The organism is Hahella sp. NS-SX17 (assembly GCF_057367735.1).
Window position 1 is genome coordinate 3,516,867 of sequence record NZ_CM170632.1, and the last position, 11,882, is coordinate 3,528,748.

Genomic DNA, 11,882 nt, shown 5'->3' on the forward strand with positions numbered 1-11,882 from the left:
TTCTATAGAAAATGTGACCTGTGTCGCAAAAAGTGATGGACGGGATTCAACCAAAGGATTAATAATCTAATCATATGGAGTAACGCCGTTCGAAGATCCTGGAAATAGTCAGGAAGCGCTTTTGCGGTTTACAAGGAAAGGAAACCATGAAAACAATATCGCTATGGCTCTTATTGTTATTGGCGTGGGACGCGGAAGCGGCCTATGTCGCCTCAACGGACTCTACTGAGTACGATATCAAACGCCCCCTGGAAAGCATGAATATCAAGTACGGCTATGAAGAGCCGCAGCTTGATCGCTTGCCTGCCGGCAAGTGCGGCATGGGAGGCGGACTTTACATCAATACGGACTTCTGCAAGTCATCGGATATGGCCCCTGCGAGCGCCGTTTTGACTGCGTCAGAATCGATATCCGGCGGCTCTTCGTTATCCGCCAATCCAACCGTGGCGGGCGTATTTGGACTCAGCCTGATCGGGCTGGGATTATTGGGTTTGGGAGCGCTGCAAATCCGGTCATAAGACATAACAAACCGTTTCCCTAATTTACCAAAACCTCGCTTACTAACCGGGGACTGACGCCTAGACTTGAATCACAATCAAGCGAAAGAGGGTGATTCAATGAACGGCGCAGTCCTTTTGGTTGATGATGAGCCCGGGGTGACCCAATCTCTGACCCGTCTGCTGCATCGACGGGGCTACCGCTCCCATTCCGCTCACGATGGCGTGGCCGCACTACGGTTGATGCAGCAGCACGATTTCGATGTGGTGATCACCGACTTCAACATGCCTTACATGAACGGCGTGGAGTTTTTGCAAAAAGTCGGTCACAAGTATCCGCGTATCGAACGAGTGCTGATGAGCGGCTTGAGTGAGTTCTCCATGTTGCGGGATGCGGTCAACAGCGCTCGCGTCAGCACATTCATCAGCAAACCCTGGAACGATGAGGATTTAGTGCGCGTGGTGACCCAGTCATTGCGTTCGGCGGCGGGGCGGGGGGACGCTCAGGCGTTTCGGGAGATTCTCGACAGCGCAAGGGAAGGGGTGGTGGTGATCGATCGCACCGGCGTGGTCACGGATATCAATGAGAAACTCTGCTTCTGGCTGGGTTATGAGCCGCATGAGCTGGTCGGCGTGGCGTCATCCGCATTACGTTCAGAGCGGCAGGCCCGTGAGGCGTATCAGGCGCTGTACGCGGATGTGGTGGATCGAGGTTGCTGGGAAGGCGAGCTGCATTTGCGGCGTAAGGATGGCGGTTCCCTGAAAACGGAAACTTTGATTAAGCCTTTCCGAGACAGCGACGGGTGCGTGGAGCGCATTGTCTTCTATGTTTTTCCTTCGGATTTTCAGTAAAAGCCGGGCAGGGCAATAACCAAACCTGGGACAGTAAGTCCCGGTTTTGTCCATAGCAGCCGACAGGAGCGTCATTTTAGTATCTAGGCTCAGTTGCAATTAACGCCTGGTAACTTTTATGACGATACAAGCTCCGCGCAAGAAATTCATTTGGATTTGGCTGTTATGGCTGGTTGGCTTTTACAGTGTGTGGGCGTTCCTGGTGTTCGGCCTCGATCAATGGGGCGAGGTGACGGAGCACTGGCCGATTGCCCTGGCGATGGCGCTGGGGAGTTACGCCGCCGGGTCTACGCCCATGGGCGGCGGCACGATTGGGTTTCCTGTATTGGTATTGCTGTTCGAAATGCCGGCGACTTTGGGGCGGGACTTTAGTTTCGCCGTGCAGGCGATCGGTATGACCAGCGCCAGCATTTTTATTCTCGCCCGCCGTCAGCCGCTTGCCTGGTCCATGTTGTTCGGCGCTATGTTTGGCGCGTTAATTGGTACGCCTCTGGGCATCTTTTTTGTCGCCCCTTATGTCCCCGGATTACTGATCAAGGTTGTGTTCGCGGTGATCTGGGCCAGCTTTGGCATCCTGCATCTGTATCGCATCCGCGAAATCGCCGGCCATAGCGGCATGACTGAGTTTGATGAAAACTGGGATTTTCGCGTTGGCGCCATGCTTGGTTTGTGTGCGGGCGCAACCGTTGCTTCCGTGACCGGCGTTGGCATTGATATGGTGATCTACAGTGCGTTGGTGCTGTTGTGCCGCGCAGACCTCAAGATCGCTATCCCGACGTCCGTTGTCATTATGGCGTTCACGTCCGTGCTGGGCGTGGTCGTCAAGAATCTGTCCACCGGCATGCAGCCCGGCGTGTATGAAAACTGGTTGGCGGCGGCCCCAATTGTCGCCCTGGGCGCACCGTTGGGGGCTTATATCGTCGACTTGATCGGGCGTAAACCAACATTGTTATTTGTAGCGGTGCTGTGCGTGGGACAGTTTATCTGGACCTGCTCCGTAGAGCGTCACACGTTGGGCGTGGGCGGCGTTCTGATGGCCGTGGGCGCAGTGGGCGTCTGCCTGTATGGCTTTGAACGTCTGCGCGCCTGGGGTGCGGTACTGGTAGGAGAGGCCAAGGAAAAGCAGGCGGCGAAGACTCGTCTGGCGTATCTGGCGGAAATGTCTGGACAGTCCTTGTCTCAGAATCCCTATCCGTCTCAGGGGCCCACTGTGAAACAGGTGGAAGCGGCGGACGTGAGCTGAGGCGGCTCTTCGTGGCTGGACAACACTGACAGCCTGGATTCACGTAATGACGAGTAAGCGGCCGGAAAGCCTCCAGCCGCTTTTCAAGTTTTTATCAATGAAATAAGCCAGTTTGTTTTGGCCGCTCACTTTGACTTGGCGCTGCTGCGCTCCTACCTTTAGTGAATCAGGATCTGTAGATCAGGACAGTCTTATATTGATTGATCGAAGGTCCCGCCTCATATACAAAATCGGATTCGCCCGGGATTGGCGCATTACCCTAGCAAGGGGAGCCCACGATGCGTTACAGGCTGTTATTGTTGATTTGTCTTACCTTTGTGATGACCGCCACGCTACGGGCTGAACCTCGCTTGATCGCGGGCGAGGCGCCGCTATTTTGCTACATGGAGCGCGGTAAAGTGCGCGGTGTGGCCTGCGACCTGCTCCGAGAGATGGCGCAACGGGTAGGTCACTCGGGAAACATTGAGTTGATGCCGTTCAAACGGGCGCTGCATGAGACCAAACACACGCAGGAGGCGCTGATGGTTCCCGTGGCGCGAACTGCTGAACGGGGCCCGGATTATCAATGGCTGACGGAAATACTGCAGGAAGAGTTTCTGTTGGCGGCGCTTCGTGCGAGTCAGGTGGATATCTCCAGTTTCGATGCGGCCAGAAAGCTGAACATTGGCGTATTGATCGGCGGCGCATCCGCTCAGATCATTCGTGACCAGCGGCTGCTCAACGTGCAGGAGGTTTACACCGAAGAGTTGAATGTGCGTAAGCTGGCGGCGGGACGCATTGACGCCTGGCTGGGGTCCTGGAACGTCATGCGGCAGGCGCAGCGGGACCTGGGGTATCCTGACGATGCAATACGCCGGGGCGCGGTGGGCATTCGTGTGCGTATCTATTTGGCGGGATCGTCTGGATTGGGGCCGTTGGAAGCGGCGAAATGGCTCACCGCGTTTAAATCCATGCAGGACGATGGCGTATACGCCCGCGTCCTGGAGCGTTACCGCTACCAGCAACCCCTGCAGCCATAAAGGCTGATGACGTCCTCACATATGAGACTGCAGGTAATTTTGCTCGCCCACTTTGTCCATTAAGTCCAGTTGGGTTTCCAGCCAGTCGATGTGCTCTTCCTCGTCTTCCAGAATGTCCTGAAACAGATCCCGGCTTACATAGTCCGCATGCTTTTCGCAGTATGCGATGGCGGCGCGAAGGTCTTTGGCGGCGTCCATTTCCAGGCTGAGATCGCAGGACAGCATTTCGCGTACGTTTTCACCGATGCGCAGTTTGCCCAGTTTCTGCAAATTGGGCAGGCCTTCCAAAAAGAGAATGCGATTGATCAGATTGTCCGCATGCTTCATTTCATCAATGGACTCATCATACTCATGCTCGTTGAGTTCTTTCAGTCCCCAGTTTTTGTACATGCGCGCGTGCAGGAAATACTGATTAATGGCGATTAACTCATTGCCTAATACCGTGTTTAGGTGAGTGATGACTTTCGGATCGCTTTTCATCGTTGTTGCCTCCCTCCCGTTGTTCCGCGGGAGCGAACATGCGCCACCGCGTGAAATGTCTGTTTGAACATTGCCTGATCATTATAGGCTACTTATTGTGATGTATAAAATGTAACCATTTGATATATAAACAAAAAGCGTGGAATATTCGATTCTCATTCGTGTTTGGTTTCTTTTTTGCGGAGTCTGATGCGCAGGGAGAGTTCGACTGGTTGGCTGCGTGAAGGAGAGTGAGCTACTTTTTGATTTATTAATCATGCAGACAAAATAGCTTCGTTCTATTTGTCTGCCGTGGCTGGCGCGCCGCGCGGGGCATCCCTGCGCCTGCTTATCAACATGCCAATATCATCGCTATGTTAATAAGCAGGAAATGATTAGGCTTGGTTACTTCGGATGGCGATCCTGCGAATTACGGAGTGTGTAGGGATAGGTGACAGAAGGTGTCAGACAACAGGAGTGAGAAGGATGGTGCGTCAAGTTACGTTAATCGCAGTCGCGATCATATTGTCAGGATGTGAGGCTATAGCCAAAAATTACTTGCCGGGAGCGTTAATTCTGCCGGCGAAGCATTCCGCCGATCACCCTTATATTACGGAAGAAGGGATGATCGATTTATCTCAGTTAGACCTGAAAAGCAGCAACAAAACCTACCGCAACCAAGTAATGTCTCAGGCAATCGCCTTGTCTGATCGAAAGTGCACGCTGCATAAGGCGGGCATTATTTCGAACGCCAACGCCTGGAACGTGGGAACAGGTTCCGCGGCCATGCTGTTCTCAGGAACCGCCTCAGTGCTCTCCCACGCCAAAACCGCCGGCAATCTGGCGGCCGCCGCCACCGCTACCTCCGGCATTCAATCATTGGTGAACAAAGAGGTTTATGCCGACGCCCTTGGAACGACGATATTACGCTCCATTGATGTTGCCCGCTCCAAACACAAAGCCGTCCTGGAAGCGGGAATGAAAAATACCGTCGCCGACTACCCCATTTCACTCGCGGTTCTGGACCTGCAAGCCTACCACGACAGCTGTTCGCTCATGGCGGGGCTGGTGGAAGTCACCAAAGCCTTCGAAAACCGCAGCCCCTCGCGTAATGAGTTGAAAAGGGATATCAATTACCTCGGCGACAGGATCTCCGCAATCAGAGAAGCCCAACGCAGCGGCGTCACTCTCACAAAAGACGAACAAGACAGCCTCGACGAATTCACCCGCGTTCTCAAGATGAAGGAATTGCAGTATGTTGGAGAGGGTGGGGCGTCCAAAGAATAGGGCGCCTGACCGTAAGGTTGTAAAGATCAAATGATTATTGGATGGAATTGGAAATGAGCGCGAGACACCACGGCTCCTGCCTATGCGGTGAAATACGTTTTGAAATAGAAGGCGATTTTGAAAGCTTTTATCTCTGCCACTGCGCGCATTGCCGCAAAGACACCGGGTCGGCGCATGCCTCAAACTTGTTCTCTACCAAGGCGCAATTGGTGTGGCTGAGCGGTGAAGAGCAGGTCAAAACTTTCACACTGCCTGGAACCCGGCACTGTAAGAGCTTTTGCTCACACTGCGGTTCAGCATTGCCGAATATCCAAATGAACGGCCAACTCCTGGCCGTCCCCGCTGGTAGCCTGGATAGCAAAGTCACGATAAGACCGAATGCGCATATCTTTGTCGAGAGTAGGGCTGAGTGGGATGCCGAGTTGGAGAAGGCGCCGAGGGTGGCGAGAACTCTAAAGTGAAGAACATACATGCCAAGCATAATTACGCTGAGGTATGTAGCTGCATTAAAACTTCTTTAGAAGGAAAAGGAAGGGGCTTTTGTATGAGCAGTAATACCTACAGAGCCAAGAGAAATTGAAGAAGATCGTCCATTTCCTCTTTTGTTGAAATATCTATAAAACCAAGCATTTCGGATCGTGTGGATAGAATTTTTCCGTACTGTAGTAATTCGCGCTTGGAAGTCCATCCGTTTTCAGCAAAGTATGGAATTGGATTAATGTGAAAGAGAACGATCTCCCCTATTGTCTTAAATTCTCCGTTGTGCCCGTAGGGAGCTGTTTTTGTAACATGAACGAGAGGAGGAGTCCGGAATCTAAAGCGATCTTCAAGGCGATAAGTGACGCTTGCGCGTCCAATATCCTGACGATGTATGTATGGACCAAACTCACCTTGCGGGGCGCCTATTGAGTGAAATTTAAAGTCGGTAAATAGGCTCCCACTATGGCATCCTGCACAACGACCTTTTCCGTAAAAGATAACAGCGCCTTGTTTTTGTTTATCAGTTAATGCACTTGAATCACCAGAAATATATTTGTCCCAATGAGTCGGCTGGCATTGCCGAACTCTTTTGGCGATAAAGCTAGCAAGGGAGTTGCCTATAGTCTGTATGTCGGGTTCTTTAACTCCTGCTTCTAACAGTGCTTGCGCCAACTTTTTACTGTTTTCGTCCTTCGGAGCCGAGACAATTTGTCTCAGAACATTATTGGCGGCACTTAGCTTTTCTCCGTAGTAGGCCTCGTTAATCTGATTCAGATTTGGGTTGGACTGGGTTAATGACTGCAAGCCGAGGAATTCATCTCTAGCGAGAATTGGCATTACCGCTGCGACGGCAAGGGTGGAACCAAAACCTAGAGCGTATCCTTCACCTATCGGCGAGTAGATCTTTCCGTTAACCTCTTGGACTTTCCCATCCCAGAAGAATGTCTGGTAGAGCGAGGAGGCCCGGCCGAATAAAGTGAAGGAATTTCGAGGGACAATTATACCTCCGCTACTCATTCGTAGTTGCCCCTCTCCATCGCCTCCTACGCCGATAGAGATAGAGAGCCCATCAGTAAGATGTTTATTTTCTATATGACAAGTAGAACAGGATGTATCCTTATTTCCGCTTAGAACAGGTGTATTGAATACTATCTCTCCAATGGGCGTCAGTCGTTCATTGATCAGGTCTTTATTGATACTGCAAGTCTCTGGCTTTAAATCATACTCGTTAATAATAAGTCTAAGTTGTTGGTCTAAAGACAAAGCTAGAGCATTGAATGTGATGAAAACAAGAAGAAATATGATGAAAATACGACTAGACAATGTGTTTATCTCTCTCTGAAACGATGCTGTTCTACCAGCTCATCTGTTGAACGCTGGTTAATTTCCAGTGCCTTTAAGCCAAGATAAGATAGAACATTCTCGTTGAGGCCCATAATAAGCATTATTTTGCGGGTCTTATCATATTCATGGCAGCTAAGTAGATGGACCTTTGTAGTTTTGTTCAGTTCAGGAGAGTTTTCCTGTTCCGCAAACCAGCCTTCATCCATAGCATTAGCGCAAGCAGAAGCTAGCCTCATGTAATCACTATGAAAATAAATATAAGCGCTAACAGGAGCCAGAGCATTTTTGACTAGCCACACCAAGCAAAAAGTTCCGACGATATATCTGAATACGATCCCCTTCATGGCGCTGCGATTCCCAGTGAGTTCAACAGCTCTGAATCAATAGTCTCTACACGATTCAGGCCTTTATCCCATCGGTAACGTACTATCGCACTTCGTGTCCGGGGCCCAAGAATTCCATCGATAGAGCCAACGTAGTAACCCAAAATGTTAAGAGATAGCTGGACCCTTTTAATCAATGTTTCTCGCTCTATTTGCTGCTGTTTCTTTAGCTCGGCTTGGCTGGGGGTGGTGTAGCTGGGTGTGCTCGGTTGACCTAAAGGATCAGAATTATATGAAGGAGAAGTTTGGGGTGGGGGAGGTGAGGAGGGAGAAGTAGATTCTGACGGGGGCGGGCTATAACTACGGCTGCCTGAGCCGGCTGACGACCTATGGGAGCTATGTGAGCTGTGGCTGCTATGCCCAGATGATCCAGAAGATGAACGATGTGAGCTATGGCTGCTGTGACTGCGATGCCCAGCAATATATAGCGGTGTTTCTACATTTAATGGAGCAATCACTATCCCTTTTAGGCCAATTTCACCTGTTCCCGGCTTTGAGTCATCTGATGGATAATTAGATGCTCCAGATGTGTTTAATGTTAGAAAACCTGGCAAAAGCGCCGCTAAACTCCATTTCTTTTTCATGGTACTTTCCTTGCGCTCTGATGAAAAACGCCACGTGAGGATACGAAATAGCCCCCGCATTGATTTCTTAGCCTGCAGCCTTCACATTCTTCAGGGTAATAATTTTTCCAATCTGAAATTGATTTGACTGCATAGTGATGTAGCTCGGTTGGTAGATGGCAGAGAGGGTAGTTGTATAAGCAAATTGGTATGTGAGCTCTTTCAGCCGTATCAATTGCGCTGGCTAACTCTCTGATGTAATGGACGGGCTCAACATATAGATCATGCCAATTTTGCTTTGCCCATCCTGTGGGCTCTAAGTTCATTATTGATATCTGAGATAGGTTGGAAAGGCATCTGGAAACCAGCAGGACAGTCGCTTCTAGGTCATTTAAGTTGTATTTGGTTGGGATTATTCTGAGCTCTATAGGAATGCCGCTGTTTCCAGCATTGATTAATCCCTTAATTGTTTCCCGAAATGCGCCCTTAATTCCCACCAGATAATCGTGACTTTCGCCTACTGCCGAGTAAAGAGGTATGCCAAAACTGTGCAGTTTCTCTTGACACTGATAAGCGACGTCGAGTGTGAAATCTAAATCGGAAAAGGCCCTTCCGTTGCTTAGTATGTGGAGAGGTGTTTTAGGGCTGTGCTCTGCAATAAATTTCAAAAATCGTATAAAGCTGTTTCGATATATTAAAGGTTCTCCTCCACTTATGCCTACCTGCGATGAAGTGTTGAATGCAGCAAGCGCCATAGCAGCTTGAACAAGAAGCCAGTCATCATTCCTATTCTTGGGAGGTTGTGAACAGAACTTACAGAAATTATCGCAACGTTCTGTCACAAGTAAAGTATTGTGGTTTGCTCGACTGGTTAATGCAACTCGCAGAAACCCTCTGCCGGTAAATAAACCAATATCGCCATCATTAACAGATATATAAAGCTCTGGATCAATAATATATCCGGATATGAAGGAGTGATCCCAGTTAGAAAATGAACTCTCTGAAGGCGAGATTAAAACTTGTTCTAGAAACAAGCTTGAACTCGTCGGCGGCGCTTTACGGAGGATTACGTATGTCGCTGATGAACCTGCTTCTTTGGACAAAATAAACATATCTTGGCGGAGAGCTTTAACCATGACTCCATTCCTTAAGTAACTTATAACTAGCGGCGTCATTATGGAATTCGTTAAGTAGAAAGCGGAACATGGATTTGTGATATTTGCAGAATAAAGAAAATGACTTGTCGCCTATGGGCTCACCTTGAACACTTATTGACTGGCATGGGTCGGACCCGCAAAAGGGTTGATAGGCGCACTGTTCACACCCTGGATGAAGTAGATTTAAGGAGTTGCCGAGAATATTTGTATATAGCGTATTATCTTTTAGCTTTATGGCGTTGATGTCACCACAGGATAAATCGACACCACCAAGAACACGCTGGAGCATTCTCGCTTCATCGCTGCCATAGACTTTGCCATCGTAGTTAAATAGTAGGCAGTTTAAAATTAGTCCACTTGGCGATTTTAAGTCTGCATATAGACTGAATCCCGGGTTAAGAATGCGTTTTATATGGATCGCTGCAGAATGCTCAATTAAGGCTTCGCCCTCGATAGAGTGAGATTTTATGCACTTAAACAGATGACGGTAAAACTCCATGTATTCTGGTATCGAATAGGATGGAGCAGAATTGGTATTTGCGAATCCGTACGGACTGATTGGCCTAACGAATAGGTCATAAAGTCCCATTTCAAGATGAGCTGCCACCAGAGCTTCTGGATCTTTGAGTAACTCTCTGGTCACTGTTGTGACAGTCGCGACTCTGTCTGCGCCTAACTCAGCTTGTATTTGAGCGACTCCCCACTTTACACGTTGAAAGGAGTTATCACTGTGCAGAATGCGGTTCGCATTGTGGATGATAGCGTCGCCGTCCAATGAGGTAGAAAAATAAACGTTTCGATACTTCGCCCAAGATAAGATGACCTCATCAAGCAGGGAAAGACTGGTTGCAATAACAAACTCAAAGGTGTCTTCGCCGAGTTGCTCTTCAGCTTCACTATAGAGTCTGTTGATAAGGTCAAACCTAATTAAAGGCTCACCACCTTGAATCTCTAATTTATATGGGGGGCTGGAGAGTTTTTTAATAGCCCCTATGATATTCGGAATGGCATTAATAGCTAAGTCGTAGTTGACTCCATTTTTTGGAGCACGGCTTACTTGGCAATAGCGACATGTGTGATCACATCGTAGTGTGGGGACGATCATAAAGGTTGGTTTGAACTGAAGTTCAAGTTGAAGCTTTCGGGCGAGGGCTGACGCCATTGCAGCAACTGATGCGTCCGCACTTTCCTCGGGGGCGATAAACAAGCTGCTTTGTAGGTGCTTATTGGTAGATGAAGGTGATGAGTTCGAAAAATCAATTAGCTCATGTAGTTCCTTTGGGGCCAGGAAACTGTGAAAGCCAGCCATATTGCTGAGAAAATAATCGCCGCTTTCCAATCGATCAAAGTTGAAGGGTAGGAGTTTCACTTTACAAGCCGTCTCTGAATATCACAGAGTACAGAGGTGGCGATCGATTGACGGATGGTGTCTGTTTGCGCCATCAGACGCTCGCGCAGCACGTAGTCGTTAAGAAGGCGGCTTAATTCCTGTTCGGTCTCACTGCCAGGTTTGCCTAGGGTTATTTCCCAGTGTGTAGCGGTTTCTTCGAGCTTCCAAGTTGACACGGCAGTCAACCAATACAGAGAGTTTCTAATAACCCATTCGGAATAGCTGGACTTATCAAGTGATGTGACATCCATATTGAGAGAGCTCCTGCATACTTTTTAACAAGTATAGAACAGAGCCGGCCTTCTTTTTGATAAGTACACGGCTGTCATGAGGTTGAGGGAGAGCGTTTACTCAGCAATTTGAACGCATGTAGCAACATCTTAGAGCACAAATCGCGCTGCTTCGAAGTGGTATGAAAGAGAATTATTTACTCAAACGTAGGATCATTAAACCTGCCAAACAACTCCTTTAACTCCCCGCTTTCCATCAGGCGGTCCATCTCCCTGTCCCATATCTCCGCGAACTTTCGTCCTTCGTCGTCGTATCTGAATCCGAGATAGAATTTTGCGCCCGGGATGACGTCTTTCTGGATGATGACGCGGTGGGCGAGGCGGGTGTCGATGACGGCGTCGACGAGGCGTACTTCGTAGTCGAGGATGTAGTCGATGCGTCTTAGGTCGAGCATTTTCAGGGCTGCGTCTATGTCGACGAATTCATGGACTTTGACGGGTACGGTCAGGATGCCGCTATTGTCGAAGCCGGAGTTGGGTTCCCAGGAGACCCGTTGGCCTCTCAATTGTTCCTGGCCGACCCACTGGTTTATTTTGCCCTTGAGGTGAGCGACGGAAAGGCTGCCCACATAGATGTGCCAGCGGGGAAGGTAAATATCCCGCATGCCTTTGTAGGCACCGGGAAAGGCGTCGAAGTTGAGTTTCGCGGTTTGCACGTTGGCCTGACACCGCTTTGGCGGCATGTAGCTCACTTCCACCGAGACGCCGTTGTCCTCGTAAATGAGCTTCCATAATTCATGATACAGTCCCGTGCCATCCGGGTTGGTGTAGCCCTCCCAGACCGGTGTGCAGATGCGAATGGTTTGAGTGTCTGCGAACGCTGGCCGCCACAGGCCAGCAGCCAGCAGGAATGCCCAGGCGCAAAATCCGCTCAGGCGTGAGAGAGGTCCCATCATCGGCATTGGCTACTCACGTTGC

The 11,882-nt window shown here is 49.6% G+C and carries 14 protein-coding genes; 6 read left to right on the top strand and 8 right to left on the bottom strand.

Annotation, left to right across the window (positions count from 1 at the left end; all coding sequences use genetic code 11):
* The first annotated feature begins 146 nt into the window (after positions 1–146).
* The 4 genes from AC2IBB_RS15645 (at position 147) to AC2IBB_RS15660 (ending at position 3,611) form a co-directional block, all read left to right on the top strand.
* Positions 147–518, top strand: coding sequence for a hypothetical protein (locus tag AC2IBB_RS15645; RefSeq protein ID WP_486333762.1), 372 nt, complete (start codon positions 147–149; stop codon positions 516–518).
* Between the two features lie 99 nt (positions 519–617).
* Entirely contained in the window at positions 618–1,349 is a 732-nt protein-coding gene (locus AC2IBB_RS15650) for a response regulator (RefSeq protein WP_486333763.1), read from the top strand.
* A 118-nt stretch (positions 1,350–1,467) separates the two neighbouring features.
* Positions 1,468–2,592 carry a sulfite exporter TauE/SafE family protein gene (locus AC2IBB_RS15655; protein WP_486333764.1) on the top strand — a complete coding sequence of 375 codons (1,125 nt, stop codon included), beginning with the start codon at positions 1,468–1,470 and terminating at the stop codon, positions 2,590–2,592.
* A gap of 278 nt (positions 2,593–2,870) precedes the next feature.
* A complete protein-coding gene (locus AC2IBB_RS15660) occupies positions 2,871–3,611 on the top strand; it encodes a substrate-binding periplasmic protein (protein ID WP_486333765.1) in 741 nt (246 codons plus the stop codon).
* Between the two features lie 15 nt (positions 3,612–3,626).
* Here AC2IBB_RS15660 and bfr read toward each other — a convergent pair whose 3' ends face one another.
* Positions 3,627–4,091 (bottom strand): bacterioferritin, encoded by a 465-nt coding sequence (gene bfr, locus AC2IBB_RS15665; protein ID WP_486333766.1) that lies wholly within the window; start codon positions 4,089–4,091, stop codon positions 3,627–3,629.
* A gap of 465 nt (positions 4,092–4,556) precedes the next feature.
* On the opposite strand from bfr, the gene AC2IBB_RS15670 reads away from it, so the two are divergent.
* Positions 4,557–5,357, top strand: coding sequence for a hypothetical protein (locus AC2IBB_RS15670; RefSeq protein WP_486333767.1), 801 nt, complete (start codon positions 4,557–4,559; stop codon positions 5,355–5,357).
* Positions 5,358–5,410: 53 nt separating this feature from the next.
* The gene (locus AC2IBB_RS15675) at positions 5,411–5,818 is read left to right on the top strand and encodes a GFA family protein (protein WP_486333768.1); all 408 of its coding nucleotides are present in this window, start codon (positions 5,411–5,413) and stop codon (positions 5,816–5,818) included.
* A 97-nt stretch (positions 5,819–5,915) separates the two neighbouring features.
* Here the strand turns inward: AC2IBB_RS15675 and AC2IBB_RS15680 are convergent, their stop codons facing one another.
* From AC2IBB_RS15680 to AC2IBB_RS15710, 7 genes are all read right to left on the bottom strand, one after another.
* Positions 5,916–7,160, bottom strand: a complete 1,245-nt coding sequence (locus AC2IBB_RS15680) for a His-Xaa-Ser system-associated MauG-like protein (protein WP_486333769.1) — start codon at positions 7,158–7,160, stop codon at positions 5,916–5,918.
* A 5-nt stretch (positions 7,161–7,165) separates the two neighbouring features.
* Positions 7,166–7,525: a TIGR03982 family His-Xaa-Ser system protein gene (locus AC2IBB_RS15685; protein ID WP_486333770.1), complete on the bottom strand. Its 360-nt coding sequence runs from the start codon at positions 7,523–7,525 to the stop codon at positions 7,166–7,168.
* Positions 7,522–8,208: a peptidoglycan-binding protein gene (locus tag AC2IBB_RS15690; protein ID WP_486333771.1), complete on the bottom strand. Its 687-nt coding sequence runs from the start codon at positions 8,206–8,208 to the stop codon at positions 7,522–7,524. Before AC2IBB_RS15690 ends, AC2IBB_RS15685 begins: the two co-directional genes overlap by 4 nt.
* Positions 8,145–9,263 carry a His-Xaa-Ser system radical SAM maturase HxsC gene (hxsC, locus tag AC2IBB_RS15695; RefSeq protein WP_486333772.1) on the bottom strand — a complete coding sequence of 373 codons (1,119 nt, stop codon included), beginning with the start codon at positions 9,261–9,263 and terminating at the stop codon, positions 8,145–8,147. Before hxsC ends, AC2IBB_RS15690 begins: the two co-directional genes overlap by 64 nt.
* The gene (hxsB, locus tag AC2IBB_RS15700; RefSeq protein ID WP_486333773.1) at positions 9,256–10,653 is read right to left on the bottom strand and encodes a His-Xaa-Ser system radical SAM maturase HxsB; all 1,398 of its coding nucleotides are present in this window, start codon (positions 10,651–10,653) and stop codon (positions 9,256–9,258) included. Before hxsB ends, hxsC begins: the two co-directional genes overlap by 8 nt.
* Positions 10,650–10,925, bottom strand: coding sequence for a His-Xaa-Ser system protein HxsD (hxsD, locus tag AC2IBB_RS15705; RefSeq protein ID WP_486333774.1), 276 nt, complete (start codon positions 10,923–10,925; stop codon positions 10,650–10,652). The genes hxsB and hxsD overlap by 4 nt, the downstream gene beginning before the upstream one ends.
* Before the next feature lie 176 nt (positions 10,926–11,101).
* Entirely contained in the window at positions 11,102–11,866 is a 765-nt protein-coding gene (locus AC2IBB_RS15710) for a substrate-binding periplasmic protein (protein ID WP_486333775.1), read from the bottom strand.
* Between the last annotated feature and the right edge of the window lie 16 nt (positions 11,867–11,882).